Origin of the sequence: Pseudomonas sp. CMR5c (genome assembly GCF_003850545.1) — a bacterium.
Classification (GTDB): Bacteria; Pseudomonadota; Gammaproteobacteria; order Pseudomonadales; family Pseudomonadaceae; genus Aquipseudomonas; species Aquipseudomonas piscis.
The window spans coordinates 4,648,433-4,675,117 of record NZ_CP027705.1 but is presented as its reverse complement, the minus strand read 5'-3'; the positions used below and the strand labels follow the sequence as shown (position 1 = coordinate 4,675,117).

The following is a 26,685-nucleotide window of genomic DNA, read 5'->3' as shown; positions in this document are numbered from 1 at the left end:
CGCAGCGCTGGACGAACGGTAGAGAATGACCATTTTGCGATAGTTAAAAGGAAGTTCTCGTTAGACGGTCGCCAGGGGCCTTCTTAAAGTTGGGTGCATCGAACCATCGAGTACCCCTCATGCCTATTCATCGTGGGCCCGTGCTGGCCCTGTGCGCCCTGTTGGGCGCCTGTAGCGTCGGCCCGCAACGGCCGCCGAACACCACCTTGCAGCTGCCCGCCACGCCAGCCGCGACCCCGGAGTCCGACGACCAGTGGTGGCGGTTGTACCGGGACCCAGCGCTGAACGCCGCCGTGCAGGAAGCCCTGGGGCAGAACCGCGAGCTGCGGGTGGCGGCGGCCAACCTGCTGCAAGCCAAGGCCCTGCTGCGTGAAGCCGATAGCCTGGACCAGCCGCAGACCCGGTTGTCGGCCAACACTGGCTACGGCAGCACCGCGGATGACCAGTTGGAGGCGGCGCTGGGCGACAGCCGGCGAATCCGCACCGGCACCCGCTCCGGCATCGGCCTGGACGTGCAGTGGGAGATGGACCTGTTCGGACGCCTGCAAGGGCTGGAGCAGGCGGCCCGGGCCGATGCCGAAGCCGCCAGGGCCGCCGAGGATGGCCTGCGGGTGGTGGTGGCCGCCGAAACCACCCGCGCCTGGTTGCAAGCCTGCAGCTATGGCCAGCGCCTGGATGTGGCGCGCCAGTCCCTGGCTCTGGTGGAGCAGGGGCGCGACCTGACCGCCGAACTGCATCGTTCCGGCGCCGCTCTGCCCCTAGACGTGGCCCGGGCCGAGGGCCTGGTGGGCCAGGTGCGCGCTGCCGTGCCGCCGTTGGAGGCCGGGCGCCAGCGGGCCCTGGCCGAGCTGGCGGTACTGCTGGGGCGCCTGCCGGGGGATGTGCCGGCCCAGGCGCAAGCCTGTCGCCAGGCGCCGGCACTGATTGCCAGCCTGCCCGGTGGCGATGCCCTGGCGATGCTGCGCCGGCGCCCCGATGTGCGCCAGGCCGAGCGCCGACTGGTGGCGGCCACGGCGCGTATCGGTGTGGCCCGGGCCGATCTCTATCCTCGGATCAGCCTCGGCGCGGGGATCGCCAGTTCGGCCCATCATCCCAGCGGTTTCGACGAGCGCGACGCCTCGGTCTGGCGCCTGGGCCCGCTGCTGTCCTGGAGCTTTCCCAACTTCACCGCGGTGCGTGCCCGCATCGCCCAGGCCGATGCCCGGGAAAGCGCGGCACTGGCCGAGTTCGACCGCAGCATCCTCGGGGCTCTCAAGGAGCAGCGCCAGGCCCTGAACGACTACCAGGCCGCCGGCCAACGCCAGCAAGACCTGCAGCTGGCGGCCGAGCGCAACCAAGAAGCCCTGCGCCTGGCCGGCCTGGCCCGGGCTGCCGGGGCATCCAGCGCCCTGGACTACCTCGATGCCCAGCGCACCGACGTGGCCTCCCGGGCTGCCGCGGCGCGGGCCGATGCCCAATTGATCGACAGCCAGGTCCTGCTGTTCAAGGCCTTCGGTGGCGGTTGGCGCGAGGCCCCGCCGGTGATCCTGCCCAAGGTGGAGCCTGGGCGCCGCGCATTGTCCCCTCGCAGCTCTTTGTTGCGAGCTTCTTCCCTTCCAGCCACTGGCGAGTCCCCGCAATGACCGATACCGCTACCACCCCCGTTCCCGCTGTCCCCGGCCTGACCCGGCGCCGCCTGGCGTTGTATGCGGGACTGACCCTGGGCCTGTTGTCGATCCTGGCCTGGAGCCTGTACTGGTGGTTCGACGGCCGGTTCCTGGTGGCGACCGACGATGCCTACCTGCGGGCCGATATCGTCACCATCGCGCCCCGGGTGGCCGGTTACCTGGCCAGCGTCGAGGTGCGTGACAACCAAGCGCTCGAGGCAGGCGACCTCTTGGCCCGGATCGACGACAGCGACTATTCGGCCCGGGTCGAGCAGGCCGAGGCGATGCTGCGCGAGGCCCGCGCCGACTGGCGCACCGGGCAAGCCCGGGTGGCCAACCTGCAGGCGCGCCAGCAACAACAGCAAAGCTTGATCGACGAGGCCCGGGCCCGGGTCGGCGCCGCCGAGGCCGAGGCCTTGCGCGCCGGCCAGGAAGGCCGCCGGCAACGGCACCTGGCCAGCCAGCAGGTCAGCAGCGTGCAGCAACTGGAAAGCGCCGATGCCCTGGCGCGCCAGGCCGATGCCGCGCTGGTCGCCGCCCGCGCCAACCTGGCCGCGCGACGCCTGCAGGTGGCGGTGCTCGATACCGAGCAGCAAAGTACCCGGGCCCAGCTGGACAAGCTCGAGGCCGGCGTCGCCCGCAGCGATGCCCAACTGCGCCTGGCCCGTATCGACCTGGCCCGCACCGAGCTGCGCAGCCCGGTGGCCGGGATTGCCGGGCAACGCAGCTTGCGCGCGGGGCAGTATGTGGAAGTCGGCGCGCCGCTGCTCGCGGTGGTGCCCCGGGAGGCCTACGTGGTGGCCAACTACAAGGAAACCCAGGTCCAGGGCATGCGTCCCGGGCAGGTGGCACGGGTCGAGGTCGACGCCCTGGGGGGCCAGGTGCTCACCGGGCGGGTGGACAGCTTCGCCCCGGCCTCCGGTGCGCAATTCGCCTTGCTGCCGCCGGACAACGCCACCGGCAACTTCACCAAGATCGTGCAGCGCATGCCGGTGCGCATCCACCTGGATTCCGGGCAGCCGCGCCAGGCCGAGCTGCGCCCGGGCATGTCGGTGGTGGTGACCGTGGATACCCGCCATGACTAGTGCCCAACGCGTGGCCGAACCAGCGGCCGAGACAGCGCCAACGATCAGCCTACGCACCTGGGTCGCGGTGCTGGGCAGCGTGGTCGGCTGCTTCATGGCCGGGATGAACGTGCATGTGACTAACGCTTCGCTGCCGGACGTGCGCGGCTCCCTGGGCGCCACCTTCGAGGAGGGCTCGTGGATCACCACGGCCTACCTGGTGGCCGAGATCATCATCATCCCCATGACCGGCTGGCTGGTCTCGGTGTTTTCCATGCGCCGGGTGCTGATGGTCGGCACCGCCGGCTTCGTGCTGTTCTCCATCGCCTGTTCCCTGGCGCCGAACATCCACGCCCTGATCCTGGCGCGGGTGCTGCAAGGAGCCTTTGGCGGCGTACTGATTCCGTTGTCGTTCCAACTGATCGTCACCGAGCTGCCGGCGGCCCGCCATCCCCTGGGCATGGCGCTGTTCGCGGTGGCCAACAACGTCGCCCAGGCGGCGGGCCCGTCCCTGGGCGGCTGGCTCACGGATGCTTATTCCTGGCGCTGGATCTTCTACCTGCAAGTGCCGCCGGGGTTGTTGCTGTTGGCGGCCATCGGCTGGTCGGTGCGCCCGCAGCCCATGGTCCTGGAGAAGCTGCGCCAGGGCGACTGGGGTGGTATCGCGAGCATGGCGGTGGGCCTGGCGGCCTTGCAGATCATGCTGGAGGAGGGCGGGCGCCATGACTGGCTGGCCTCGTCGTTCATCGTCAACTGCGCGCTGCTGGCCTGTGTCGGCCTGCTGGCCTTCACGGTCATCGAACTGCGTCGCCCACAGCCACTGATCAACCTGCGGCTGCTGGCCCGCTACAACTTTGGCATCGCCAGCCTGATGCAATTCACCTTCGGTGCGGTGGTGTTCGGCGTGGTGTTCCTGGTGCCCAACTACTTCGCCGAGATCCACGGCTACAACGCCCGGCAGATCGGCCTGATGATGATTCCCTACGGCCTGGTGCAGTTCGCCATGTCCTTCGCTACGCCGCACCTGATGCGCTGGACCAGCGCGCGGACCATCATCGTCGCCGGCTTCGCCATCACCGGCATCGGTTGCCTGATGAACATGCACCTGAACCCCGATGCCTCGGTCAACGTCATAGTGCCGTCGCTGGTGATCCGTGGCATCGGCCAGTCACTGGTAGTGGTGGCGCTGGGGGTGATGGCCATCCAGGGTATGGAAAAGGACCAGGTGGGCTCTGCCTCGGGGCTGTTCTCCATGGTGCGCAACGTCGGTGGCGCCATCGGCATCGCCCTGTCCAGCCAGGTGGTGGTGGAGCGTGAGAAGTTCCATGGCCAACGCATCGGCGAGTCGGTGAACCTGTTTGCCCAAGCCACCCAGGAGCGCCTGGTGGAGTGGGTGCGGATGCTCGCCCAGGCACCGCTGGACTACGCCAGCGCGTTGCATTCGGCGGCGGCCGCGCCCCTGCGCCGACAGGCCCTGGAACTGATGAACCGGGTGCTGCACCGCGACGCCTTGTTGCTGGCCTACAGCGATGCCTTCCTGCTGGCCGGGGCGGCGATGTTGCTGTGCGTACTGGCCGGATTGCTGCTGCGCCGGGCCTGAGCGCTCAGCGATAGAACTCCGATGGCGGGGTGCCGAACTGGCGCTTGAAGGCGGCGGCGAAGGCACTCTGGCTGTCGTAGCCGTGTTGCAGGGCCACCTGCACCACCGGCATGCCCTGGGCCAGGCACTCCAGGGACATCAACAACCGCGCCTGCTGGCGCCAGCGGCCGAAGGTAATGCCGGTGTGGCGCTGGAACTGGCGGTGGAAGGTCTTGGCGCTCATGGCCAGGCGGTCGCTCCATTGCTCGGCGGTGCGGTTGTCCGCCGGGTCGTCGGCCAGGGCCTGGCAGACGTGGAGCATGCGTGGCTCCTGGGGCCAGGGCAGGCTGAACGGCAGCACCGGCAGCGAGCGCATCTCATCGAGGATCAAGCGCATCAGGCGGCCGTCGCGGCTGTCGGCCTGGTAGTGCTCATCGACCTGGGACGCGGCCAGGATCAACTCTCGCAGCAAGGGCGAGACTTCGATCACGCAGTCGTTCTCGGGCAAACCGCTGATGGCGTCGACATTGACGAACAGGCTGCGCATGCGCACCGCGCCGCGCATGCGCACCCGATGCTCGACCCCGGCCTGCAGCCAGACCCCACGACTGGGCGGCACCACCCAGCGTCCGGACTGGGTGTCGATCACCAGCACACCTTCGATGGCATAGGCCAACTGCGAACGGGGATGGCTGTGGGAGGGGATCACGTGGCCGTTGGGATAATCCACGGCAATGCTGGTGACTGGCACCGCCAGGCTATCGATGGACGAAACCACAAGCAGGTCGGACATGGGACGGGGTGTCTCCGGCAACAGGGACGAGGGCGTCCATCATAAGGCCGGATGTCTAATTCGCGATAACAAAAGCCTGTTTAGCTGATTAGTTGCAGCAGAGCCGTTGCTTGAGTCCAGGGCAAAAAAAAGCCCGCCAGGGGCGGGCCAAATGGGATTCGTTGAGGAGTGGCCCCAATCTACGGGCGTCGAGGTGAAAGGGCCGTGAAAAAAAGGTCGCGCCCAAGAAAAAACGCCTTAGTTTTTTCCACAATCCCACAACCTTTTCGGATTTATCCGATAGGGCCATCCCCGGCGCCTCCGTAACATGACCACCTGCTCGCCCAGCCAAAGGGGGGCTTCGACTTAAGATGCCATGGTCGAAGTGATGGGCGAGCACCCTTTCCTCCCTTCCCCTGGCTGCTTCCTCTCCTGTCTCCTTTACCTGCTATCTCCCAACCCTTTGCGGTATTGCCGAGGCCTGTGCGTCAGGCCGGCTGTTCGAGCCGTCGATGAATCTCGGCCCATAACTGCGGATCGTCGAAGTCGCGGATCACCCGATGGGCACCGGCGTCCAGCAAGGTCTCCGGGCGCTGGCTGGTGGCCAGGCCGAAGGTGCAGATGCCGGCGCCCACCGCCGCTTTCAACCCGGGGACCGAGTCTTCGAAGGCCAGCGCCTGGCCGGCCGCGGCATCCAGGGCTTGCAGGCCGTGCAGGTAGGGCAGGGGATCGGGCTTGGCCCGGGGCAGTTCCTCGGCCACCAGTACGATCGGCAGGCGTTGGCTCAGGTCCAGGGCCTGGAGCATGTGTTCGGCATTGGCCCGGGGCGCGTTGGTCACCACGCAGGTGCCGATGCCTTGTTGCTCGGCGAAGTCCAGCAGGCGCAGGAGGCCGGGGATCGGCGTCAGTTGTGGGGAGAGTTGGCGAAAACGCTGCTCCTTGCGCTCGGCGAAGGCTTCGTGTTCGGCCACGCTACGCTCGGGGAACAGGTAACGGCACATGTTGGCGTTGGCCTGGCCGCTGACATGGGCCATGAATTGCGCGTGGCTGAAGACCCGCTGCTCTTCCTCCAGCAGCAGTTGTTGCAGGGCCAGCAGGTGCAGGGCGTCGGTGTCGGTCAGGGTGCCGTCGAGGTCGAAGAGCAAAGCGTTGAGCATGGGAGACAGTTCCTGTCGGGCCCCATCCGGGCCGGTTGGCTGAATCGATCAAGCCCGCATCCTAGCAGGCTTGATCGCAGCCGTGGCCGCTCGGGCCGGGCTCAGCCTTCGGCTGGGCCGTCGTCGTCAGGCTGTGGGCAGTGATCCTGCGGATTGGTTGGCCACAGCACCTTGCCCTGGCCATCGAGGACCTGCTCGGCGCCACAGTCGACCTGGGTCACCTGGAAGCTCGGGGTGCCGTCCAAGCGGTACAGCGCCTTGATGCTGCGGGTCTGGTCGTCGCCCACGCCTTCCACGGCGTAACCGAAGATCGCCCCACGAGCTTCATCGACCACCAGTTCCTGCCACTTGCTGGAAATCAGGCGCTTGCCCTTCAGGTCCAGCAACGCCACGGTCGCCAGCGGCGAAGTGTCTTCGCTGGCCAGCAAGTAGTGACCGGTGCTGTCCAGGCGGATGTCCACGTACTGGCCCGGCTCCATCAGCACCTTGCCGCTAGCGTCCATCAGGCCGACGGTGGCGATCTTGGTGGCTTCGCCGAACAGGGTGACCGGCTTGGTCGGGCTGTCGGGCGTACTGAAGACGAACAGCTCGGGAGTGATCGCGCCAATGTTGCTGTAGGTCGGCTTGAACAACTCGACGCCCTTGTCCACATCGAAGATGCCGAAGGTCGCGGTGAAGGCGCTTTGCAGCACGCCGACCTGGTTCAGCCCCGGGACCTGGGGGAACAGGCCCAGAGGACTGAAGCCCGCTGGTTCCGCCGAGTCGTATACCGGCTGTACCTTCCACTGGCCCTGCGGGTCGATCATGCCGATCTTGCCGTGCTCGCCTTCGGCGGCCTGTGCGGTGACCAGCGCGCCCTGCTTGCCGAACACTTCGCAGGTGCTGAACTGGGCCTGGATCACGACCTTGCCTTGCAGGTCGAGGTAGCCGCATGGAGTGTCGTATTTTTCCCGGAAGGCCACGCGGTTGTCGCCGGGTACCCCAAGCCAGTAGTAACGGGCAGGATCCACCAGGCGGGCCTGGGCATCAGCCAGGGACTTGCCCTGTTCGTTGCTGACCACCAGATGTTCATTGGCGGCGCTGTCGATGCTGTCGAACTCGACCTGCTTCTGCTCGTGGGTCTTGAGGTTGAATGCCCATTTTTCTTCGCCGCGTTCGGCGGTCATCCACCAGCCACGCTTGGCAAAGTCGTCGCGCACCACGCTGCTGTCATACAGCGCCTGGGTCAGCTCCTGGCCCTTGGCATCCAGCAGGCCACGTTTCTCGTTCAGCTCATAGACGATGAAGTCGTCCTGGCCGCCCACGTACAAGTCGTCGAAGCGCGGTGGCTGCACCTGCTTGCCGCTCTGGTCGATGATGCCCAGCCTGTCGTCCTGGCCAAAGCCGAAGTAGCCGGGGGTCAATGGCCGCAGGTCGTCGGTGAAGTTGGCCAGCAGGATCTGCTTGCCGTCGGCGCTGGCCAGGTTCCAGGTCCCGTCCTTGGCGAACAGGAAGCTCTTGTCCAGGGGCAGGGTGACCACCGCGTCGTAGTCGTTGTCGGCGCCGACCAGCACTGCGCCGTTCTGGTCCAGCACTGCGCATTCGCCGTTGGCGCACACCGGGATCACCATGGCGGCAGGTGCCGGGGCGAGCGCGGCAGCCACGGTCTTGGGACTGGATTCTTCCTTGCATCCGGTCAGGGCCAGAGCAGACAACGAGAGGATCAGCGAGCCGAGACGGGCGCTGGCGCTTCTATCCATGAACAAAGGTTCCTTTGCAATAGGGGGAAATTGCACTGCCTGCGCAAACGGCCAGGCAGGGCGGGGTGATTCTGCGGCGGCGACGGAGAAATGCAAGGTCCAATTGCAAAGAAAACCACCGGTACAGCATGCCGCGCTGCACCAGGCCCAGACGTTTTTCACGACATGGCGCGCCGGGCAACATTCCCGCGAGGCTGGAGACCGGCGCCCGCTACCGCCCCAGCACCGGACAGCTCAAGTCACCTTCCTCGCACTTCAGGTAGTTCTTGAAGTTCTCCACCCGGGCCTTGGTCAGTGCGGTCATGCACTGGCTGTAGGCCAGCGGATAAAGACTGCCACCCTCCACGCCGGAGGTGGCGTAGCCGCACTCGGCATCGCGGAACGCTACCCAGGCGCGCTGGGCGCCAACCAACCGCTGCTTGGTTTGCGCCTGGTTCTTCAGGCCCTGGCTGATCTGTTGGTACAGGCTGTTCAACTCCTTGTCCACAGTCTTGTACTCGAGGCTGGCGCACTGGCTCAGGGCGGCTTGGTCGGGAGCGTCGCTGCACTCGCTGGCGTGGGCCAATGGCGCCAGCAGCATGGGCGCAAGGAACAGGATCAGGGTTGGGCGCATGGAAGGTCTCGCAATCGGTCTGTGGGAAGAATCGCAGTCTAGTCGCGGCCGGGTTGCCACTCGGGCCAGCTGTCCAGGCCTGCATGAGCCAGCCAAGGCACATCGTGGGAGGTCCAGATGTGCATCTGCGGCGTCTGCCCCGGATCATCGTCCAGGGTCGCTACCCGCAGGATCACATGGGGTTGTCCTGCACGTTCAGCTAGAAGCTGGGAACCGCAGACCGAGCAGAAGTGCCGCAGCTTGCCCGGGGACGATTCGTAGCTGCTCAGGTGTTCCCGGCCACACAGCCAGCGGAAGTGCTCGCGCATTACCCCGGCTGTGGAGGCAAAGGCGGCGGCGTGGGCCTTGCGACAGGTCTGGCAATGGCAGTGGCCGATGGGCATGTCCAGGCGCTCGACCTGGTATTGCACGGCCTTGCACAGGCAACTGCCGTGCAACGGCCGGGCGGGCGCTTGGCGTTGGGCGGCGGCCAGCAGGTCATCGGCCATGGCCCGGATCTCCTGGCCCATGTGCAGCTTGGCCAGCCAGTGCCCGGGTATGCCCTGGATGCCGTAGAAGGCTCCGGCCAGTTGGCCGACGATGGCGGCGGTGGTGTCGGCATCGTCCCCCAGGTTGGCCGCGGCCAGCACCGCATCGGCGTAGTTGTCGCTGTGCTGGAAGCACCACAACGCGGCTTCCAGGGAGTCCACGCAATAACCGTTGCCGCGGATCTCTTCGCGGGCCTTGCTCAGGTAGCTGCCACGAGCCAGGGTCGCCACCTTGGCTTGCTCGAACCGCATGTCCTCCACCACCTGCAGCTCCTGCTTGGAGGCGCCGGCCAGGGCCCTGGCGATCAGGCTGGCGAACAGCTGGCAGCATTCGATGGCCTCGGCGGCGCCATGGGTGGTGCGCGAGCTGTCGCCGGCGAACTGCCGGACCCGGGCCAGGTCGGGGTAAAAGAACAGCACCACCGGTGCCAGGCGCATCAGCGAACCGTTGCCGGCGGTATAGGGATCGCTGGAGCCGGCGAAGGGCTGGCCATGCTCCTGGTAGTCGGCCAGGGCCTGGCGCACGGTCATGCCGATGTCGAAGCATTCGCCGGTGGCGCTCAGATAACCCCACTGCCACCAGTTCAGGTAGCGGCCCATCTGGTCGGCGGCATCGAATCCGTCCTTGCGCAGCAGGCTTTCCCCCAGGCACAGGGCCATCGAGGTGTCGTCGGTCCACTGGCCGGGCTTGAGGTTGAACGGTCCGCCACCTTGCAGGTCAGTAACGGGTGGGAAGCTGCCGCGGGGCTTGAATTCGACGCTGGTGCCGACGGCATCGCCGCAGGCCAGGCCCAGCAGGCTGCCGCGATAGCGGTCGAGGAGGGCGAGGGGCATAGCAGGTCCTTTGCGAAAGCGTTGGGTGGGTGACATTAGCATTTTTATCCAGGGCCGCCGGGTCGCTCCGCAAGCAACTGACGGTTGCGCTGGACCCAGGGCGGTCTAGTGTTGATCACTGGAGGTGGCTTATGAATTCTTCAGATCGTATCGAACGCAAGGTGCTGCTCCAGGCCAGTACGTCGCAGGTCTGGGCCGCGTTGAGCGAGGCCCAGAGCTTTGGTCGCTGGTTCGGCGTGACGCTCGCCGGCCAGCATTTCGCCCCGGGCCAACAGGCCCGTGGCGCCATCACTTACCCCGGCTACGAACACCTGGTGCTGGAGTTGCAGGTGCAGCAGATGCTGCCCGAGGAGCTGTTCTCCTTCCGTTGGCATCCTTACGCCGTGGAGCCGGGTCATGACTACTCGAGCGAGCCCACCACCCTGGTGTGCTTCGAGCTGGACGAGCACCCCGAAGGCACCTTGCTGCGGGTCAGTGAGTCGGGGTTCGACGCCATTCCCGCCGAACGCCGGCTCAAGGCCTTTCGCATGAACAGCCGCGGTTGGGACGAGCAGATGGCCAATATCGAGAACTACCTGCGCCAGCAATGATTGCCGGGCTGCCAACCTTGCGCAGGTGCCCGGCGCCGTTTGAAACTTGCAGCTTGTCGCTGGTCGCTCGGAGCTGCTGTTGTGTTTGCAACCTACATTGAACGCTGGCGCCTGCTGGCCGATGGCGAACCCATCGTCACCCCCGGCAGTCGCCTGTTGCCGGTGCGCCTGGAGACTGGCGCCCCGGCGATGCTGAAGATCGCCCTGGATGAGGACGAACAAGCCGGCAACCGGTTGATGGCCTGGTGGGGCGGCGAGGGCGCGGCGCGGGTACACGCCCAGCAAGACGTTGCGCTGCTGATGGAGCGGGCCATGGGGCCGGGGTCGCTGATGCGCATGGCCCTGGCTGGCGAGCACGATGCGGTGAGCCGGATCGTCTGCGCCACCCTGGCGCGCCTGCATGCGCCACGGTCTGAACCCCGGCCACCCTTGCTGGCGTTGGACCACTGGTTCAAGGACCTGCGCGAGGCGGCGCAGCACCAGGGTGGCTTGTTCGTCGAGAGCCTGGCCATGGCCGAACATTTGCTCGCCACGCCTCGGGATGAAGTGGTGCTGCACGGCGATGTACACCACGACAATGTGCTGGATTTCGCCGAGCGTGGCTGGCTGGTGATCGATCCCAAGCGGGTTCGTGGCGAACGCTGTTTCGATTTCGCCAACCTGATCTGCAATCCGGACCTGCCCAGCGCTACCGATCCCCTGCGTTTCGAGCGCCAGGTACAAGTGATCGCCGAAGCGGCCAACCTGGAACCCCGGCGGCTGGTGCAGTGGGTGCTGGCCTTCAGTGGCCTGTCTGCCGCCTGGTTCCTCCAGGACGATCATCAACCCGGTGCCAGGCACCAATTGCAGCTGGCGGCTTTGGCGATTCAGGCGCTGGCGTGATGGCCTAAGGGATTGCCTAGGTGTGCTGTAGCCAATTTCCTACACGCGCTGTATTTCAATGCGCCTTCTGCCTACCCGAGTGCGTGTTTAATATCTCTTCCCACAACTGCAGCGCAGGACGCGCTTCAGGATCACGGAAGATCGACCATTAGCACGGATGCTGCAGACAGGATGTCATGATGGTCTTGAAAGAAACCCGCTTCGGCGGGTTTTTTTTCGCCCGGGTTTTCATGTGTCCGGAGCTCGCAACGGCCAGGCTCCGGTCGGTCAACGGGTAACTTCGCTGTGCACCTTGTGCAGCGCTTGTTCCAGCAGCGCCGGGCTGATCGAGCCCAGGGCCAGGCGCAACGCCTGGGGCGTGTGGGTCGTGGTGGCGAAGGGATCTGCCGAGGTCACGGTCACTTTCTGCCGGGCCAGGGCCGCCACCACGCTGTCGGCCCGGCGACCGTCCTCCAGCTTCAACCAGAGAAAGTAGGACGAAGGGTTGGCCAGGTAATCGCAACCTTGCAGCACCCTGGCAGCCAGGTGCTGGCGTTGGCGGGCGTCGTGGCGCTTCTGCTCTTCCAGGTTGTCCACCAGCCCCGATTCGATCCACAGGCAACCCAGGGTCACGGTCAGGGTCGGGGTGCTCCAGCTGGACACTCGAATCGCCCGTTCCAGGGCCGGGATCAACGCCGGGGGCGCGACGATGAAACCGATGCGCAGCCCCGAGGCGACGCTCTTGGATAAACCCGAGATGTACAAGGTGCGCTCCGGCGCCAGAGTCTGCAGTGGTGGCGGCGCCGGTTCGGCGAGAAAGGCATAGGCCCCGTCCTCGACCAGCCAGAAGTCATGCTCGCGGGCCAGTTGCGCCAGGTGCTGGCGCTGAGCCAGGGGCATCACCGTGCCCAGGGGATTGTGCAGGGTAGGCATGCAGTACAGCGCGCGCACCGGCCGCCGGCGACACAGCTCTTCCAAGGCGTCGAGGTCGGTCAGACCATCGATCTGCGACAGGGGTTCCAGGTCCAGGCGGTGGACCAGGGCCAGGCTCTTGAGGCCCGGGTAGGTCAAGGCGTCCACCGCCAGGACATCCCCGGGTCGCAGCAGCGCCAGCAGGCTGACCGCCAGCCCCTGCTGGGCGCCATTGACGATCAGCACCTGCTCGGCGCCGACGCGGATCTCACGATTGCGCAGGTGCCGGGCCGCGGTCTGGCGTTCATGCAGGCGCCCGCCCTGGGGAGCGGAATGCAGCAGGGCATCCAGGTCGCCGGAGGCGGCGATGGCCCGCAGGCCCTCACGCAGGCTCTGTTCCTGGCCGGGCAGGGCCGGGTAGTTGAAGGACAGGTCCACCTCGCAGTCCTTGGCCGGTTGCTGCTCCAGGCCCATCCCCCGGGACAGGCTGCTGTCCCGTACGAAGGTCCCCCGCCCGGCCTCGCCCACCACCAGGCCAATGGCTTCCAGCTCCTGGTAGACCCGCAAGGCGGTGGCCAGGGCCACCCGCTCCCTGGCCATCAGCGCCCGGACCGTGGGCAACTGGGTGCCGGGCGGCAATTGCCCGGCACGAATGCGCAGGGCGAAATCATCGACGATGGCCTTGTAGCGAGTGCGGCGCATTGCAGGACTCCCGGTGTATCTAGAACAGTTTTTTGTTTGTATCAGGAAGGGCTCCTAATCTACCGGCTTTCCCGCAGGAGCGCGCAAGCATGCCGGACTGGACGACCCTATCGATCTTCATCGGTGCCGTACTGTTGTTGCTGTTGTCACCGGGGCCGAACATGGCCTTCGTCCTCAGCCAGGGCATGGCCTATGGCTGGCGGGGAGGGGTCGCTTCGGGGCTGGGGATCGGGGTCGCGGATATCTGCCTGACCCTACTCACCGCCACCGGCGTCACCACCCTGGTGGCCAGTTGGCCGCCGGCCTTGGACCTGATTCGCTACGCCGGGGTCGCCTACCTCTTGTGGCTGGCCTGGAAGGCCCTGGGCAGCAGGGCTGGCTTGAACCTTGCCGGCACGCCCCGGGTGCCGCTGGCCACCGTGTTCGTCCGGGCCATGGGCAACAGCCTGCTCAACCCCAAGGCGCTGTTGTTCTTCATGGTCTTCTTGCCGCAGTTCGTCAGCCCCGGGCAGGGCAGCATCGCCTGGCAACTGGTGTTCCTGGGTTTGGTCCTGACCCTGGTCAGCGGAGTCTTTCATACCAGCCTGGGAGTCTTTGGTGCGGCCCTGGGCCGTGGCCTCGCCGCTCGTACGGCGCGTGCCGCCAGGTTGCAGTCCTGGCTGCTGGCGGCGGTGTTGCTGGCCCTGGCCTTGCGCCTGGCGCTGATGACCCAGCCGAGCTGATTCTTCCCCAATGGAGTCCGAACATGTACATCGCCGCCTTTATCTACAAGCCCGGCCAGGCCGACGAAGAGTTCCAGCGCCTGAGCGCGATCATCGACGAAGTTGCCGCCAGCCTGCCGGGTTTCGTCGGCGCCCAGTCCTGGGCCAACGCTGGCCAGGGCCTGGTCAACGCCAGCTACTACTGGGAGGACGAGGCGTCGATCCAGGCTTTCGCCCGCGACCCCCGGCACCTTGCCGCCAAGCGCCAGTACCGGCGTTGGTACGCCGGTTACCAGGTGGTGATCTCCAGGGTCGAGCGGGTCTATGGCGATGGCGGTATCGACTCCTTGCTGGCCAGCGATCGCCACGGCCCGGTACGCCGCGCCTGACGGTTGCCGGATCAGCCGGCCTGCAACCTGGCGGCGGCGCGCAGGGTGATTTCCCGGCGCTTGTTCAGGGAGGCCGTGGTGGCCTGGCGGGCTTGTTGCACCAGGGTTGCGGGGGCGGTGTCCGGGCTGCCAGCGTCGAAGGGTGGGGCCGGGGCGTATTCCAGATCCAGTTGCACCCGCTGCGCGGTCTGTGGGTCGAACAGCTCGGCGGCCAGGGTCAGGGCGAAGTCGATGCCCGCGGTGATGCCGCCGCCGGTGAACAGGTTGCCATCGCGCACCACTCGTTCATGGACGGGAATGGCCCCCAGCAGCGCCAGCAACTCGTGGTAGGCCCAGTGGGTGGTGGCCCGCTTGCCCTGTAGCAGGCCGGCGGCGCCGAGCACCAGGGAGCCGGTGCAGACCGAGGTCAGGTAACGCACCTGGGCGGCCTGCTGGCGGAGGAAATCCAGCACTTGTGGATCTTCCATCAAGGCCCCGACGCCGGCCCCGCCCGGTACGCAGAGCACATCCAGCGGCGGGCAAGCGGCGAAGCCGGTGGTGGCTTGCAGCAGCATTCCGGCGCTGGAGTTGATCGGCCCTGGCTCCTTCCACAGCAAATGCACTTGCGTATCCGGCAGCGCCGCCAGCACGTCATAGGGGCCAGTCAGGTCCAGTTGCTGGACGCCTGGGAACAACAGAAAACCGATCTGCACAGCCATTGCGAGCTCCTTGTATCGATGGGGTGGACGAGCTGACTCTAGCCTTCTAGGATTTGGCGCATACGCCAACCTGCCCTCGATTTACGCCAATCATGCCTGCCACCGCGAAAAACGTCTTTGTCCTGGCTTTTACCAACGCCCAGTTACTGGATGTCACCGGGCCTTTGCAGGTGTTCGCTTCGGCCAACGACCGGGCCCGCGAGCGGGGGTTGCCGTTGCCCTATAACCCCCGGGTGGTGGCAAGCCCAGGCGGGGCGACCCTCAGTTCGTCGGGCCTGGCGTTGTTGGCCGACCCCCTGCCGGGCCTGGAGCAGGCTTGCGACACCTTGATCGTGGCTGGCGGTGGCGGGGTCTACGCGGCTGCCCGTGACCCGCAACTGGTGGCCTGGGTCGCGACCCGGGCGGGGGCGGCACGGCGGGTGGCCTCAGTCTGCACCGGGGCTTTCCTGCTGGCGGCCAGCGGCTGGCTGGATGGCCGCCGGGTAGTGACCCACTGGACTCGCTGCGAGCAACTGGCCGAGGCCTATCCGCAATTGCGGGTCGAGGCCAACCCGATCTTCATCAACGACGGCCCGGTCTGGACGTCGGCCGGGGTCACTGCCGGCATCGACCTGGCGCTGGCCCTGGTGGAGGCTGACCTGGGGCGCGAGGCGGCCCTGGAAGTGGCCCGGCAACTGGTGGTGTTCCTCAAGCGCCCGGGCGGGCAGGCGCAGTTCAGCGTGACCCTGGCGCTGCAGAACGGTGGCGGGCGTTTCGATGGACTGCACGCCTGGATCGCCGAGAACCTCAACCGGGAACTGACGGTGCCGGTGCTGGCCGAGCAAGCGGCCATGAGCGAGCGCAGTTTCGTACGCCACTACCGCGCCGACACCGGCCAGACCCCGGCCCGGGCCATCGAGCTGATCCGGGTGGAAACCGCCCGCCGCTTGCTGGCCGACACTGGCCTGTCGATCAAGCGCATTGCCGTGCAGTGCGGTTTTGGCAGTGAGGAGACCCTGCGTCGCAGCGTGTTGCGGGCCCTGGGCGTGACGCCCCAGGCCTATCGCGAACGTTTCGCCGCCACCCAGGAATCCTCCTGAGCCGCCTTCAGTCCTGGACCAGGTTCAGTTGACCGTCGACATAGCGCACCTCGCGGCCCATCCAGCTCGGATCCACCTGGGGCAGCACCGCCGAGGGCTTGCGCAGTTCCCGCAGCAGGGTCGAGCCATGGGACAGGCGCCCGCCCATGCGTGCGATCACTGCCCGCGCCTGCTGGTAGTGGGCATGCCGGCCGGGGTCGAGGGTGTCCTCCAGGAGGATGTCCACCCCGAGGATGCCCTGGGCCTGGCCCGGGTAGATCATGAAGCCACTGGCCTGCTCGCTGCCTTCGCGGCCGTCCTGCCAGAAGCTGCCACCGCGACTGCGCACCTGTTCGTGGGGAGCGAACCAGTAGTCGCGATCGGCTTCGGGCAGTGCATGGTGCAGGCCCATGAAGAGGCGCATCAGGTTGTCCCGGTACCATTCGCGCACTTGCAGGTAGTAGCCGCGCATGCCCGGCAGGCCCAGGCGATGGGCCAGGGCGACGGCGGGGCTCCAGCTTGGGAACGCCTGCAATGGCAGCGGCGCGCATGCCGGGCGCGCAGTGCCGGGATCGGTTTCCCAGGGCAACCGATGGGGGCTGTGCTCCAGGTTGTCGTAGGCGGTGGGCGGGCGACCGAGCAGGGCGCCACCGCTGCTGGCCAGGGCCGTGGCGATGCACAGGTTGCCCTGGACCACGAACACGTAGAAGCGGCTGAACCAGTCCGCCAGTTGCTGGCCCGAGGCCCCGGCCTCGCGCAGTTGCGCCAGTTCCCGTTCGAAACGTCGCAGGCCCGGTTCCAGGGTCAGCAGGTGGCTGCGGGCGATGAACTGCATGCGCAGCAGGCGTGGTAGCGAACGCAGCAGGCGCAGGGGCCGCAAGGGCAGGGCCGGGGCCGCGCCACCGACTTCGGCGGCATAACCGGAGGAGGGCAGTCCCCAATCCGCCAGGCGCGCCAGGAACAGGTCGTTGTTGATGTAGGAGGCGCCACCGAACAGGGCGGTAAACGGCTCGTTGTTCTCCAGTACCCGGCTGTCCCAGCGGGCCATGATCGCCGGGATGCTGGCTGCTGCCCGGCGCTGGCCGTACTCGACGAAGCGGCTGGGTTGCGGTGGCAGGATCTCGGCGATGTTGGCCGCGGTCAGGTGCCGGCGCCAGCCGTAGTCGCTGATCGGGCGGTATTGCAGCAGCCACAGTTGCTGGCCATCCCAGGCCCACTCGATGTCGCCCGGGACGTAGTGGAAGACCTTCAGCACCCCTTGCAGAAAGTCCCACAAGGCCTTGGCAGACAGGCCGTGGCGGGTGGCGAAGGTGTCGCTTTCCCACGCCGGGCCCAGGCGCGACAGCACCGCCCGCTCGGGGCTGGCCTGGCCATCGGCGAGGCTTTCCAGGTGGCCCTCGACCCATTCCAGTTCCACTGCCAGGTGGCGCACGAAGGCGATCCCCGACAGCACCGGCTGGACGAAACGCTGCACCACCACTTCCTCGACCCCGCTCTGGCGCAGCTCGTCGATGCGTGGCGCCACTTCGCTGGCGGCCACCCGCAGGTAGGTGGTGCTGAGCCCGGCGTTGGCCGAGTCGGCCTGGTCTTCGCCATAGCTGGAGGAGCGCACGGCCCACAGGGCATCGGGCTGGCTGGCCAGTAGCGATGGCAGGCGCGGATCCTCGGCGCTGTCCAGGCTCAGTGCGGCCGGCACCGGCTGGCCGGCCCATTGCGCAAGATGCAGGCGCCCGCCCTTGGTGTGGGCGACGAAGCCATCGTTGGGCGCCTCGATCCAGGCGACGAACTCGGCCGGCGCATCGATCCACGGGTAGTGGCCCCAGCCCGGGCGCAGGCTGACCCGCAGGTCGGCGCGGGCCAGGATCGCGCTCCAGGCTGCGGCCTGGGCGCTGCCGAGCAGTTGGTCCTGATCACCCCAGACCAGCTCCACCGGGTCTTCGATCCATTCCAGCAGCGGCAGCGCGGTGTCGGCCCGCAATTGCTCCCACAGCGGCACGAAGGCCCGGCAGCGGGCATAACCTGCGCCCATGCGCCGGTACTGCTGGGGGCTCCAGCGCTGGCGCGAGAACTTGTGGGCGAACCAGGCCGGACGCTGACTGAGCAAACGGTGGATCAACAGCCGCACCGGTAGTGGCGACATCAACGCCGGCAGGCGCCGCTGCCATAGGAAGGCCCCCACCGGCGACAGCAGCACGCTGCGGGAGAAGTGCCCGGGACGGCGCTGCAAGGCGTGCAGCACCACCAGGGCGCTGATGCCCACGGCGACGATGGCGTTGCCCGGGGCGGTCAGCGCCAGCAGGGCCTCGGCGTATTGCCCCAGGTCGTCGCACGGTGGCTGAGGGTTGTCGCCGAACCCCGGCAGTTCCAGGGTTTGCACTCGATAATGGCGAAAGTGCGGTACGGCATCGTCCCACCAGTCGCTGGCGCTGCCGTTGCCCGCCAGCAAGTACAACAGGGGCTTGCTCATCGAGGCTCCTCGGTTCAGGCCAGGTCGCGCAGGGCGCTGTCCAGGGTCGGGTAGCGGAAGCGGTAGCCGGCCTGCAACAGCCGCGCCGGCACCACCTTCTGGCCATCGAAGAACAGCTGGGCCATTTCCCCGGCCAGGGCCCGCACCGGCGCTGCGGGTACATGCAGCCATACCGGGCGCTTGAGCAACTGGCCGACGCTCTCGGCGAACTGCCCCTGGCTCACGGCATCCGGGGCCACCAGGTTGTAGGTGCCCTCCAGCGATTCATCGCGCATGGCGCGGGCCATCACTTGCAGCACATCGTCGCGGTGCACCCAGCTCATGATCTGCCGACCATCGCCCATGCGCCCGCCAAAACCGAAGTAGAAGGGCATCAGCAACGGCTTGAGGGCGCCGCCGGGGCCGAACACGATACCCAGGCGCAGCACCACCTGGCGTACGCCGAAGCGTTTGGCGGGCTCGGCCGAGGACTCCCAGCGAGCGCACAAATCCGCCATGAAGCCTTCGCCGCGCGCGGCGTCTTCATCCAGTTCCTGGCTGGCATCGCGCACCCCGTAGAAGCCGATGGCCGAGGCCTGGATCCACAACGCCGGCTTGTGCTGGGCGTGTTGCAGCCAGTTGAGCAGGCCTTCGGTGGTGCCGACCCGGCTGGCCAGCAGTTGTGCCTGGCGTTTGGCTGACCAGCGCGGCCCGGCCACCGGGGCGCCGGCCAGGTTGATGATCACGTCGAACGCTTCGCCGTGGCCCAGCTTGTCCAGGGAGCGCAGGCAGCGGGCGCGACCGTCGAACAAGTAGGCGGCGCGCAAGGGGTCCCGGGCCAGCACGCTGACCGTGTGCCCGGCGTCGAGCAACCGGTTGACCAGCGCTTCGCCGATGAAGCCGGTGCCGCCGGTGACCAGCACCCGCTTGCCTGCGCCGCCGGTGAACGGATTGATCGCCTGCCCCTGGCGTTGCAGGCGCAGGGCCGCCAGGCCATCGCGAATCCCCGAGGCGCTCACGCCCACGGCGAACAGGCTCAGGGCCCAGCCCTGCCAGCCCAGGTCGATAGGGGTCAGGGCGCTGGGCAAGCGCGACCATTCCAGCAGTTGCAGGCCGTACAAGGCGAAGAAGGCACCGGCGTTGATCGCCAGCACCGTGTGCATGATGCGCTCGATGGCCGGCAGCTTGCGGCTGCGGTCCTCGACCACGAAGTCCCACAGGGTCAGGCCGATCTCCAGGGCGAACAGCAGCGCGATCACCAGCGCCCAGATGCCCTGGAACGCCAGGTGGGCGATGCCCATGAACAGCACGCCGTAGAAGCACGAGCGCAGGGCATGGATGCTCAGTTCCTTGCGCGCGCTGTGGCGTTGCGGCAGGGCCACGGTGAGTTCGTGGTGGTAGAGGGTGTCCAGGGCGCCCAGCACCCCTTGGGCGAGCAGCAGGGCGACGGCCCACTGCAGGAACGGCAAGTCAGCCACGATGATGAAATCCTTTTACGAAAGAGAGCGAGAGGTAAGGCGGTCGTGGCGGTATAGCCAGGCCAAAGGTGGTAGCAGTACCAGCAGGGCGAAGCTGTCGATCCACAGATGGGACGACATGCCCACCTGCCAGGACAGCCACATGTCCTGGGGCGCCCAGAGGACGATCCCGGCCATCAGCCAGGCCCAGGCCGCCGGCGCGCGCAGGCGATCGCCCAGGTACACCAGAGCCAGCAGGTACAGGGCGTAGCTTTGCAGGGTGGCGCCGAACAGGCCCAGCCACCAGACCTGCTGGGCCCGGGCCGGCGCCGGGGCGGCGGCGCCCCAGAAGGCTTGTTCGATAGTGGCCAGGTAGTCGTTGAACAGCGCCTGGTGGCCGGCCCAGGTCAGCAGTAGGCCGGCGAGCAAGTGGCCGGCGCCGGCGGCGTACAGCCAGAGCACCAGGCCCCGGCGCAGGCCAGGGCGTGAAGAAGAGGCGGCGGATAACATTCCATGTCCTGTGGGGGGATCGAGGCCGCGCAGTGTACCGATTTTTCCCCCGCCATGGCGTGCGCCAGTCGCGCTCTTCAAGCGTCTTGCAGCAGCTCCAGCAGGGCCTCGAGGGTGGCTTGCGGCGCCTCCTGGGGCACGTTGTGGCCGACCCCGGGCAAGATCCGCCGTTCATAACCGCGGGTGAACTGCGGGCCGTCGGGGTCCGGCACCAGTGGCGCGCCGACGCCATCGTCGGCGCCGCACAGGGCGATGGTCGGCACCTGGATCGGCGGCTGGGCCAGCAGCGCCTGCTCGATGGGTTCCAGCGCTGGATCGCCCGGGGCGTAGCCGAAGCGATGACGATAGGAGTGGATCACCACCTCGACGAAATCCGGGTTGTCCAAGGACGGCGCGCTCAACCCATAGAGCCCGGGCCCTTGTTGCCAGGTCGGCGACCACAGGCGCCACAGCAGCTCGCAGAATTCCCGGCGGTTGGCGCGCAGGCCGTCCACTCCGCGCTGGGTATTGAAGTAGTACTGGTACCAGAGCCGCAGCTCGGTTTCCGGAGCCCGGGGCTCACAGGCCTTGGCGATGTCCTGGATGTTGTAGCCGTCGGCGCTCATCAGGCCGCGCACCCGGTGCGGCCAGAGTGCCGCGACGATGCACGCTGCGCGTCCGCCCCAGTCGTAGCCGGCCAGGGTGGCCGTGGGCAGTTGCAGGGCATCCATCAGCTCCAGCAGGTCTTGGGCCAGTGCCGCCTGTTGCCCGGAGCGCATGATCCCCGGGTGGGTGAAGCGCGTCGGCCCATAGCCGCGCAAGTACGGCACGATCACTCGATAACCGCGTTCGGCCAGGGGCGGGGCGATCTCGTCGTAGGCCCGTGGATCGTAGGGAAAACCGTGCAGCAGGATCACCGGCTCGCCCCCACGCGGGCCGTGTTCCTCGTAGGCGATATGCAGGCTGGCAGTGGTGGCGTGATGCAGGGCGGCTGGGCTGGGCATGGCGACTCCGGAGTTCGGTGGCTCGCAACACCCTAGCGTAAAAATGGCTTGCAGGTGATCTACAGCGATTCGTACTGGCCCTCATCGTCCACGTAGAACACTTCGCTGAGGTACCAGCGCTGGTCACGGAAGATCAGCTGGTAGTGGTAATCGGCGGCAAACCCCGTACCGGGCGTGATCGCCCGGGTTTTCACCAGCGCGCGATCACCGGTACGGCTGCTCGAGAGAACTTGCTCATAGCCCGTGCCGTGGCTGGCCGGGGAGGTGAAGGCAATCGGCTGGCCCTGGAAGCCCGGCAGGCAGAACTTGGCCAGCAACCGGGCGTACTCCTGCTGCGCCAGGTCGAGCGATTGCAGGGGCGCGTCCACCGGCTGGCGTGCGCTGGCGTTGTCGCTCCACTGCTGATAGTCGGCAATGAACTGGCGCACCAGAGCTTCGGGGGAGTCGCTGAACGAGGCGCACAGGGCGACGTTGCTGAACAGCAGGGCAAACAGGGCGACCAGTGTTTTCATCGGGGTGGTGTCACTCGTGGTGGTTTCGTGGCTCAGGCTTCATGCAGACCGTCGGCGTCGCGCCAGTAGAGCGTGGATTCGTACTGGAACGAGAGGATGAACAGCGCCTCGCTGTTCTGGGCAATGCTGTCCAGCAGTCGTCGCAGGTCATCCAGGGCGCTGTGGCCCTCGGGTTCGGGGCCCTTGATGCGCAAGTAGCAGCGCAGGCCGACGGCGAAGTCGCAGCCTTTGCGGTCTTCGGCGCGGATTTCGGGCTCCAGGTTCGAATCCTCGTTGTCAAGGCTCAGCCCTGATGGGAAGGTCGCCTGCAGGCCTCCGGACGCACGGGCCATTTCGGCTCCCGCAAGACCCTCCAGCAGACGGCCGAGCAGCGCCGTGGTCAGGCGTTTGTCGGCTTCAAGGTGCAACTCCAGGCTCATGAGGGGGCCCCAGGTGAAAGTCGAGGGGTGGATTCTAGCGCGGTGTCGCTCGCCGCATCGGCTTCACTTGCAGGTCGGTGCTGTGGACACGCTGCTTGAAAGAGGTGCGCCATTTTTCACCTTAGGCCAAGGGCGCCGGTTGCCGCAGGCCGATGCAGTTGCCCCAGGGGTCCTGCACCTGGCAGATCCACTCGCCACCTTCGATGGCCATGGGGCCGCGATACAAGCGGCCGCCCAGGGCCACAAGGCGCTGCAGCTCGCCGGGCAGGTCGGCGACGCGCCAGTACACCACGCTGCCCGCCGGGCCCTGGCCGACCTTGGCGTCGCTGGGGACGATTTCCAGCGCCAGCTCGCCCAGTTGCAGGTGCCCGAAATCGTCGGGCTCATGCCGCACCCGGCGGGCCTGGGGAAACGCCTGGGCGTACCAGTCGGTGGCGGCGCGCCAGTCGGCGGCGTGGATCATCACGGCGATGATCGGTGAGTCGGGCATGGGCACATCCATTGGGCCGGGGGAGGAGGGTGCCTGTGCTCACAGGCGGCGCTCAAGGTTGCCAGACCTCCTTGTCGCCGCTCAAGCGCCGGTCGAGGAAGCAGGCCGCGCTGATCAGCGCCAGGTGGGTCAGGGCCTGGGGCGTATTGCCCAAGTGGCGGCCGTGGGGGTCGAACTCCTCGGCGTACAGGCCCAGGGGGTTGGCATAACGCAGCAATTGCTCGAACTCCAGGTGCGCCTGCTCCAGGCGCCCGGCCCGGGCCAGGCATTCGACGTACCAGAACGAGCAGGCGGCGAACGCGCCCTCGGTACCGTCCAGGCCATCGATCCGGCTGTCGTCGTTGCGGTAGCGGTAGACCATGCCGTCGCGCACCAGGCTGTTCTCGATGGCTTCCAGGGTGGACAGCCAGCGTGGATCACGGGCACCGACGAAACGCACCAGCGGCATCAACAGCATCGAGCCGTCCAGGGCGGTGCTGCCGATGTGCTGGACGAAGTGCCCGCGCTCTTCGTTCCAGAACTGGCTCCAGATGTCGTCGTAGATGGCCTGGCGGGCCTGGTCCCAGCGGGCGAAGGGCGCCGGCAGCGAGCGCTTGGAGGCCAGGCGGATGGCCCGGTCCACCGCCACCCAGCACATCAGCCGCGAATGCAGGAAGTGATGCTGCTCGCCGCGCATCTCCCAGATTCCCACATCCTTGTGCTGCCAGCCGGCGCACACCCGGTCCACCACCTGCACCGTGTGTTTCCAACCCTCGTGGGAGATCCCTTCGCCGTACTTGTTCACCAGGTACACCGCATCCAGCAGCTCGCCGAAGATGTCCAGCTGCACTTGTTCGTAGGCCTGGTTGCCGATGCGCACCGGCTGTGCGCCGCCGTGGCCGGACAGGTGCGCAAGCTGCACTTCCGGCAGTTCCTGGCGCCCGTCGATGCCATACAGGACGTTGAGTTTCGTCGGCTTGCCATGGCAGTCGCTGACCCGCCCGCGCAGCCAGCGCATGTAGGCGTTGGCTTCCTCGACGTAGCCCAGGCGCATGAAGGCGTAGACGGTGAACGAAGCATCGCGCACCCAGGTGTAGCGATAGTCCCAGTTGCGTACCCCGCCCGGGCTTTCCGGCAGGCCGAAGGTCGCCGCGGCGAGAATCGCGCCATGACGCCTGGAGGTCAGCAGCTTGAGCGCCAGGGCCGAGCGATTGACCATCTCGCGCCAGCGCCCGCGGTAGTTGGAGCGCCCGATCCAATCGCGCCAGAACCGCAAGGTGCGACTCAGGTGTAGGTCGCCGGCGCCGCACTGCACCCGCGGATCGTCGCTGCCGCCGAGGATGAATTCGGCGCTCTGGCCTTGTTCCAGCACGAATTCAGCCACGGCCGCGTCCTGTTCCAGTTGCAGCGGCCGGTCGCCCACCAGGCGCAGGCCGGGCTGGCCGGGGGCCTGGAAGCACACCGCGGCGCCGTCCATCCGTGCCTGGGTGGTGGCCCTGGCGTAATCCAGCCGTGGCGCGCAGTGCAAGTGCAGCCTGGCCTGGCCGCTGACCACCCGGACCCGGCGGATCAGCAGTGGCAGTAGCTCGACGTCTTCATCGATAGCCAGCAGGTCGGTGACTTCCACCACCGCCTCGTTGCCCAGCCAGCGGGTCTGCAGGACGTTGCTGTCGGGCAGGTAGATCTGCTGGCGGCGAGCATTGGCCAGCGCTGGCGCCAGCTGGAAGATCCCGGCGCTGGGGCTGTCCAGCAGGGCGCAGAAGATCGTCGGGCTGTCGAATTCCGGCCAGCAGAAGAAATCGATGCTGCCCTGGTCGTCCACCAGGGCGGCGCTGCGCATGTCGCCGATGATGCCGTGGGCGTCGATGGGACGCTGGGTCGCAGGATGCTGCTCAGCCATGGCCGCAAGACTCCGGGTTCAGGCCCATGCCACAGGCGATGAGCGGGGCGAAGGTCAGGCCAGGCGAGGACGCCCGGCTTCTGTTGAGCTGACCTGCGCAGCGTCCCGGGAGTTCATTTCAGGGTTTGGCGCGCAATCCCCGCAGCAGCAGTTCCAGGCCCTGCAGCGCTTGTTCCAGGCGTTGTCCGGGCGCTGCGTCGGCGGCGATCCACAGCGCGGTGTCCACCAGGCTGCCATTGACCAGGCGGGCCAGGGCCTGGCTTGGCGCGGGGCTGATGATCCCGGCCTCGGCCAGGGTTTGCAGGCGCCGGCCCAGGGAGTCGATGCAGTGTTCCTGGTCCGGCAGGCGTTCGCCGAGCACGGCCCGGGCGTCCTGCAGGACGATGCGCCGGATTTCCGGCTCCTGGGCCATCTCCAGGTAGGCCCGGCAGCGCCGGGTAAAACCTTCCCAGGGATCGCCGGCCTGGTCGCTGACTCGGTCCAGGCGGGCGTCCATCTCGCTGTCGATCTGCTCCACCACTGCGGCCAGCAGGCCTTGCTTGTCACCGAAGTGGTGATACAAGGCACCTCGGGTCAGCCCGGCTTCGGCGGTCAGGTCGTCCATGGAAGTCTTGGCGTAGCCCTGGCGGGCAAAGGCCTGGCGGGCGCTGGCAATCAGCTTGGCGCGGGTGGCTTCGATCATTTCGGCGCGCGGGCGGCTGCTCATGAAAACAATTCTCCAACACATGATGGATTGACATACGCGGCGTATGTTTTCATGCTTTTTAACATACGCGGCGTATGTGTAGCTACTGCAAAGCCGCCCTGAGGACCCCCAAGGAGTCGTTGTACATGGCAAACCCCTACCGCGAGTTGTTCAAGGCCCCCGGCAGCCGGGCGTTCGTGCTGGCCGGCATGATCGCGCGCATGCCGATCTCCATGACCGGCATCGGCCTGATCACCATGCTGGCGCAATTGCACGGCGGCTACGCCCTGGCCGGTTCGGTGGCGGCTACCTTCGCCCTGGCCACGGCGTTCTGTGCGCCCCAGGTCTCGCGCCTGGTGGATCGCTTCGGCCAGGGTCGGGTCCTGCCTTTGGCGGCCGGGCTGGGCGGCGGCGCCTTGCTGGCGCTGTTGCTGTGCACCCGCTTGCAGGCGCCGCACTGGGCGCTGTTCCTTTGCGCCGCCCTGGCCGGTTGCATGCCCAGCATGTCGGCCATGGTCCGGGCCCGCTGGACCGAGCTGTACCGGGGCCAGCCGCAGTTGCAGACCGCCTACGCCCTGGAGTCGGTGCTGGACGAGGTGTGCTTCATCGTCGGCCCGCCGATCTCGGTCGGTCTCAGCGTCGGCCTGTTTCCCGAGGCCGGGCCGCTGGTGGCGCTGCTGATGCTGGCGCTGGGGGTAGCGCTGTTCGTGGTGCAGAAGTCCACCGAGCCGCCAGTCCATCCCCATGACGAACAGCATTCGGGCTCGATCATCCGCTCGGCGCAGATCCGCCTGCTGTTGCTGCTGATGACTGCCATGGGCGTCATCGTCGGCGTGGTGGATGTGGTCAGCGTGGCCTTCGCCCAGCAACAGGGCCAGCCGGCGGCGGCGAGCATCGTGCTGTCGATGTACGCCACCGGTTCGTGCCTGGCGGGGATCGCCTTCGGTGCCTTGAAATTGGCCACGCCGCTGCCCCGGCTGTTCATGTACAGCGGTATCGCCACTGCGGTGACTACTTTGCCGCTGTTGCTGGCCGGCAACATCCTCGGCTTGTCGCTGGCGGTGTTCGTCGCCGGGCTGTTCTTCTCCCCGACCCTGATCGTCGCCATGGCCCTGGTGGAGCGCATCGTGCCGCCGGCCAAGCTGACCGAGGGCCTGACCTGGCTGGTCACCGGCCTGGGGGTGGGCGTGGCCCTGGGGGCCGCCGGTGCCGGCGGCCTGGTGGACCAGTTCGGCGCCCGCAGCGGCTTCTGGCTGGCCCTGGCTGGCGGTGCGGTGGTGCTGGTGGCGGCCTTGCAGAGCTATCGCAGCCTGCGCTGAAACGACGAAGGGACTAATTTGTCCACGCTGCGCCGCGTTGTTTCTCTGGAGCCCCTGCAAAGAGCGCCAGCCACGGGAGCCAGCGTTCCCCGGCCTTGGCTGGCGCGGCAGTCTTGCAGGGGCTGCCGACCGATCATCTGCCG

Annotated in this window: 25 protein-coding genes and 1 pseudogene; 9 read left to right on the top strand and 17 right to left on the bottom strand. The window is 67.3% G+C overall.

Going from position 1 to position 26,685, the window contains the following annotated elements:
* The first annotated feature begins 119 nt into the window (after nucleotides 1-119).
* Genes C4K40_RS21360 through C4K40_RS21350 form a run of 3 tightly spaced genes read left to right on the top strand, consistent with a single transcriptional unit; the run spans nucleotide 120 to nucleotide 4,310 of the window.
* The gene (locus C4K40_RS21360; RefSeq protein ID WP_053138805.1) at nucleotides 120-1,622 is read left to right on the top strand and encodes an efflux transporter outer membrane subunit; all 1,503 of its coding nucleotides are present in this window, start codon (nucleotides 120-122) and stop codon (nucleotides 1,620-1,622) included.
* Nucleotides 1,619-2,731, top strand: a complete 1,113-nt coding sequence (locus C4K40_RS21355) for an HlyD family secretion protein (protein ID WP_053138802.1) — start codon at nucleotides 1,619-1,621, stop codon at nucleotides 2,729-2,731. The genes C4K40_RS21360 and C4K40_RS21355 overlap by 4 nt, the downstream gene beginning before the upstream one ends.
* Nucleotides 2,724-4,310 (top strand): DHA2 family efflux MFS transporter permease subunit, encoded by a 1,587-nt coding sequence (locus C4K40_RS21350; RefSeq protein ID WP_022639862.1) that lies wholly within the window; start codon nucleotides 2,724-2,726, stop codon nucleotides 4,308-4,310. Before C4K40_RS21355 ends, C4K40_RS21350 begins: the two co-directional genes overlap by 8 nt.
* A gap of 4 nt (nucleotides 4,311-4,314) precedes the next feature.
* On the opposite strand, the gene C4K40_RS21345 is transcribed toward C4K40_RS21350, so the two are convergent.
* The 6 genes and pseudogenes from C4K40_RS21345 to C4K40_RS21325 form a co-directional block, all read right to left on the bottom strand.
* Entirely contained in the window at nucleotides 4,315-5,082 is a 768-nt protein-coding gene (locus C4K40_RS21345; RefSeq protein ID WP_022639861.1) for a helix-turn-helix transcriptional regulator, read from the bottom strand.
* Nucleotides 5,083-5,549: 467 nt separating this feature from the next.
* On the bottom strand, nucleotides 5,550-6,218 hold the full coding sequence (locus C4K40_RS21340; protein WP_053138799.1) for an HAD family phosphatase: 669 nt from the start codon (nucleotides 6,216-6,218) through the stop codon (nucleotides 5,550-5,552).
* Nucleotides 6,219-6,319: 101 nt separating this feature from the next.
* Complete coding sequence (locus tag C4K40_RS21335; RefSeq protein ID WP_053138796.1) at nucleotides 6,320-7,957, bottom strand: WG repeat-containing protein; 1,638 nt, start codon at nucleotides 7,955-7,957, stop codon at nucleotides 6,320-6,322.
* A 211-nt stretch (nucleotides 7,958-8,168) separates the two neighbouring features.
* Nucleotides 8,169-8,570 (bottom strand): lysozyme inhibitor LprI family protein, encoded by a 402-nt coding sequence (locus tag C4K40_RS21330; RefSeq protein ID WP_053138792.1) that lies wholly within the window; start codon nucleotides 8,568-8,570, stop codon nucleotides 8,169-8,171.
* Between the two features lie 38 nt (nucleotides 8,571-8,608).
* Nucleotides 8,609-9,058, bottom strand: a complete 450-nt coding sequence (locus C4K40_RS31995; RefSeq protein ID WP_306108872.1) for a GFA family protein — start codon at nucleotides 9,056-9,058, stop codon at nucleotides 8,609-8,611.
* Nucleotides 9,059-9,112: 54 nt separating this feature from the next.
* A pseudogene (locus C4K40_RS21325) lies at nucleotides 9,113-9,931 on the bottom strand (ADP-ribosylglycohydrolase family protein); the annotation flags it as partial.
* A gap of 131 nt (nucleotides 9,932-10,062) precedes the next feature.
* Here C4K40_RS21325 and C4K40_RS21320 point away from each other — a divergent pair.
* Both C4K40_RS21320 and C4K40_RS21315 read left to right on the top strand, forming a co-directional pair.
* Nucleotides 10,063-10,521: an SRPBCC family protein gene (locus tag C4K40_RS21320; RefSeq protein ID WP_053138786.1), complete on the top strand. Its 459-nt coding sequence runs from the start codon at nucleotides 10,063-10,065 to the stop codon at nucleotides 10,519-10,521.
* An 81-nt stretch (nucleotides 10,522-10,602) separates the two neighbouring features.
* Complete coding sequence (locus C4K40_RS21315) at nucleotides 10,603-11,403, top strand: aminoglycoside phosphotransferase family protein (protein WP_053138783.1); 801 nt, start codon at nucleotides 10,603-10,605, stop codon at nucleotides 11,401-11,403.
* 267 nt (nucleotides 11,404-11,670) lie between these two features.
* Here the strand turns inward: C4K40_RS21315 and C4K40_RS21310 are convergent, their stop codons facing one another.
* Nucleotides 11,671-12,996, bottom strand: coding sequence for a PLP-dependent aminotransferase family protein (locus tag C4K40_RS21310; protein ID WP_124421353.1), 1,326 nt, complete (start codon nucleotides 12,994-12,996; stop codon nucleotides 11,671-11,673).
* 89 nt (nucleotides 12,997-13,085) lie between these two features.
* Between C4K40_RS21310 and C4K40_RS21305 the strand changes: the two genes are divergently transcribed.
* Both C4K40_RS21305 and C4K40_RS21300 read left to right on the top strand, forming a co-directional pair.
* Nucleotides 13,086-13,718 carry a LysE family translocator gene (locus C4K40_RS21305; RefSeq protein WP_124421352.1) on the top strand — a complete coding sequence of 211 codons (633 nt, stop codon included), beginning with the start codon at nucleotides 13,086-13,088 and terminating at the stop codon, nucleotides 13,716-13,718.
* Nucleotides 13,719-13,741: 23 nt separating this feature from the next.
* The gene (locus C4K40_RS21300) at nucleotides 13,742-14,086 is read left to right on the top strand and encodes an antibiotic biosynthesis monooxygenase (RefSeq protein WP_022639852.1); all 345 of its coding nucleotides are present in this window, start codon (nucleotides 13,742-13,744) and stop codon (nucleotides 14,084-14,086) included.
* Between the two features lie 11 nt (nucleotides 14,087-14,097).
* Here C4K40_RS21300 and inhA read toward each other — a convergent pair whose 3' ends face one another.
* A complete protein-coding gene (inhA, locus tag C4K40_RS21295) occupies nucleotides 14,098-14,784 on the bottom strand; it encodes an isonitrile hydratase (RefSeq protein WP_022639851.1) in 687 nt (228 codons plus the stop codon).
* 92 nt (nucleotides 14,785-14,876) lie between these two features.
* Between inhA and C4K40_RS21290 the strand changes: the two genes are divergently transcribed.
* Nucleotides 14,877-15,863, top strand: coding sequence for a GlxA family transcriptional regulator (locus C4K40_RS21290; protein WP_053138846.1), 987 nt, complete (start codon nucleotides 14,877-14,879; stop codon nucleotides 15,861-15,863).
* A 7-nt stretch (nucleotides 15,864-15,870) separates the two neighbouring features.
* Here C4K40_RS21290 and C4K40_RS21285 read toward each other — a convergent pair whose 3' ends face one another.
* The 9 genes from C4K40_RS21285 to C4K40_RS21245 form a co-directional block, all read right to left on the bottom strand.
* A complete protein-coding gene (locus C4K40_RS21285; RefSeq protein WP_053138849.1) occupies nucleotides 15,871-18,309 on the bottom strand; it encodes an alpha/beta fold hydrolase in 2,439 nt (812 codons plus the stop codon).
* A 14-nt stretch (nucleotides 18,310-18,323) separates the two neighbouring features.
* Nucleotides 18,324-19,766 (bottom strand): TIGR01777 family oxidoreductase, encoded by a 1,443-nt coding sequence (locus C4K40_RS21280; protein WP_053138852.1) that lies wholly within the window; start codon nucleotides 19,764-19,766, stop codon nucleotides 18,324-18,326.
* 15 nt (nucleotides 19,767-19,781) lie between these two features.
* A complete protein-coding gene (locus C4K40_RS21275) occupies nucleotides 19,782-20,255 on the bottom strand; it encodes a hypothetical protein (protein ID WP_022639847.1) in 474 nt (157 codons plus the stop codon).
* A gap of 77 nt (nucleotides 20,256-20,332) precedes the next feature.
* Nucleotides 20,333-21,238 carry an alpha/beta fold hydrolase gene (locus tag C4K40_RS21270; RefSeq protein ID WP_053138856.1) on the bottom strand — a complete coding sequence of 302 codons (906 nt, stop codon included), beginning with the start codon at nucleotides 21,236-21,238 and terminating at the stop codon, nucleotides 20,333-20,335.
* Between the two features lie 59 nt (nucleotides 21,239-21,297).
* Nucleotides 21,298-21,750: a hypothetical protein gene (locus C4K40_RS21265; RefSeq protein WP_053138859.1), complete on the bottom strand. Its 453-nt coding sequence runs from the start codon at nucleotides 21,748-21,750 to the stop codon at nucleotides 21,298-21,300.
* A 32-nt stretch (nucleotides 21,751-21,782) separates the two neighbouring features.
* On the bottom strand, nucleotides 21,783-22,169 hold the full coding sequence (locus tag C4K40_RS21260) for a hypothetical protein (RefSeq protein ID WP_053138862.1): 387 nt from the start codon (nucleotides 22,167-22,169) through the stop codon (nucleotides 21,783-21,785).
* Nucleotides 22,170-22,290: 121 nt separating this feature from the next.
* Nucleotides 22,291-22,659, bottom strand: coding sequence for a VOC family protein (locus tag C4K40_RS21255; RefSeq protein WP_053138864.1), 369 nt, complete (start codon nucleotides 22,657-22,659; stop codon nucleotides 22,291-22,293).
* A gap of 52 nt (nucleotides 22,660-22,711) precedes the next feature.
* Nucleotides 22,712-24,538 (bottom strand): glycoside hydrolase family 15 protein, encoded by a 1,827-nt coding sequence (locus C4K40_RS21250; RefSeq protein ID WP_053138867.1) that lies wholly within the window; start codon nucleotides 24,536-24,538, stop codon nucleotides 22,712-22,714.
* Nucleotides 24,539-24,656: 118 nt separating this feature from the next.
* The gene (locus tag C4K40_RS21245; RefSeq protein ID WP_053138870.1) at nucleotides 24,657-25,244 is read right to left on the bottom strand and encodes a TetR/AcrR family transcriptional regulator; all 588 of its coding nucleotides are present in this window, start codon (nucleotides 25,242-25,244) and stop codon (nucleotides 24,657-24,659) included.
* 125 nt (nucleotides 25,245-25,369) lie between these two features.
* Between C4K40_RS21245 and C4K40_RS21240 the strand changes: the two genes are divergently transcribed.
* Complete coding sequence (locus C4K40_RS21240) at nucleotides 25,370-26,542, top strand: MFS transporter (RefSeq protein WP_022639841.1); 1,173 nt, start codon at nucleotides 25,370-25,372, stop codon at nucleotides 26,540-26,542.
* The last annotated feature ends 143 nt before the right edge of the window (nucleotides 26,543-26,685 follow it).

What these genes read in the sequence shown, in the direction of transcription:
- C4K40_RS21350 (WP_022639862.1), top strand. Translation starts at nt 2,724, where the DNA reads ATGACTAGTGCCCAACGCGTGGCCGAACCAGCGGCCGAGACAGCGCCA.
- C4K40_RS21310 (WP_124421353.1), bottom strand. Translation starts at nt 12,996, where the DNA reads ATGCGCCGCACTCGCTACAAGGCCATCGTCGATGATTTCGCCCTGCGC.
- C4K40_RS21240 (WP_022639841.1), top strand. Translation starts at nt 25,370, where the DNA reads ATGGCAAACCCCTACCGCGAGTTGTTCAAGGCCCCCGGCAGCCGGGCG.
- C4K40_RS21320 (WP_053138786.1), top strand. Translation starts at nt 10,063, where the DNA reads ATGAATTCTTCAGATCGTATCGAACGCAAGGTGCTGCTCCAGGCCAGT.
- C4K40_RS21305 (WP_124421352.1), top strand. Translation starts at nt 13,086, where the DNA reads ATGCCGGACTGGACGACCCTATCGATCTTCATCGGTGCCGTACTGTTG.
- C4K40_RS21255 (WP_053138864.1), bottom strand. Translation starts at nt 22,659, where the DNA reads ATGCCCGACTCACCGATCATCGCCGTGATGATCCACGCCGCCGACTGG.
- C4K40_RS21270 (WP_053138856.1), bottom strand. Translation starts at nt 21,238, where the DNA reads ATGCCCAGCCCAGCCGCCCTGCATCACGCCACCACTGCCAGCCTGCAT.
- C4K40_RS21355 (WP_053138802.1), top strand. Translation starts at nt 1,619, where the DNA reads ATGACCGATACCGCTACCACCCCCGTTCCCGCTGTCCCCGGCCTGACC.
- inhA (WP_022639851.1), bottom strand. Translation starts at nt 14,784, where the DNA reads ATGGCTGTGCAGATCGGTTTTCTGTTGTTCCCAGGCGTCCAGCAACTG.
- C4K40_RS21340 (WP_053138799.1), bottom strand. Translation starts at nt 6,218, where the DNA reads ATGCTCAACGCTTTGCTCTTCGACCTCGACGGCACCCTGACCGACACC.
- C4K40_RS21345 (WP_022639861.1), bottom strand. Translation starts at nt 5,082, where the DNA reads ATGTCCGACCTGCTTGTGGTTTCGTCCATCGATAGCCTGGCGGTGCCA.
- C4K40_RS21285 (WP_053138849.1), bottom strand. Translation starts at nt 18,309, where the DNA reads ATGAGCAAGCCCCTGTTGTACTTGCTGGCGGGCAACGGCAGCGCCAGC.
- C4K40_RS21335 (WP_053138796.1), bottom strand. Translation starts at nt 7,957, where the DNA reads ATGGATAGAAGCGCCAGCGCCCGTCTCGGCTCGCTGATCCTCTCGTTG.
- C4K40_RS21360 (WP_053138805.1), top strand. Translation starts at nt 120, where the DNA reads ATGCCTATTCATCGTGGGCCCGTGCTGGCCCTGTGCGCCCTGTTGGGC.
- C4K40_RS21275 (WP_022639847.1), bottom strand. Translation starts at nt 20,255, where the DNA reads ATGTTATCCGCCGCCTCTTCTTCACGCCCTGGCCTGCGCCGGGGCCTG.
- C4K40_RS21300 (WP_022639852.1), top strand. Translation starts at nt 13,742, where the DNA reads ATGTACATCGCCGCCTTTATCTACAAGCCCGGCCAGGCCGACGAAGAG.
- C4K40_RS21330 (WP_053138792.1), bottom strand. Translation starts at nt 8,570, where the DNA reads ATGCGCCCAACCCTGATCCTGTTCCTTGCGCCCATGCTGCTGGCGCCA.
- C4K40_RS21250 (WP_053138867.1), bottom strand. Translation starts at nt 24,538, where the DNA reads ATGGCTGAGCAGCATCCTGCGACCCAGCGTCCCATCGACGCCCACGGC.
- C4K40_RS21265 (WP_053138859.1), bottom strand. Translation starts at nt 21,750, where the DNA reads ATGAAAACACTGGTCGCCCTGTTTGCCCTGCTGTTCAGCAACGTCGCC.
- C4K40_RS21290 (WP_053138846.1), top strand. Translation starts at nt 14,877, where the DNA reads ATGCCTGCCACCGCGAAAAACGTCTTTGTCCTGGCTTTTACCAACGCC.
- C4K40_RS31995 (WP_306108872.1), bottom strand. Translation starts at nt 9,058, where the DNA reads ATGGCCGATGACCTGCTGGCCGCCGCCCAACGCCAAGCGCCCGCCCGG.
- C4K40_RS21245 (WP_053138870.1), bottom strand. Translation starts at nt 25,244, where the DNA reads ATGAGCAGCCGCCCGCGCGCCGAAATGATCGAAGCCACCCGCGCCAAG.
- C4K40_RS21260 (WP_053138862.1), bottom strand. Translation starts at nt 22,169, where the DNA reads ATGAGCCTGGAGTTGCACCTTGAAGCCGACAAACGCCTGACCACGGCG.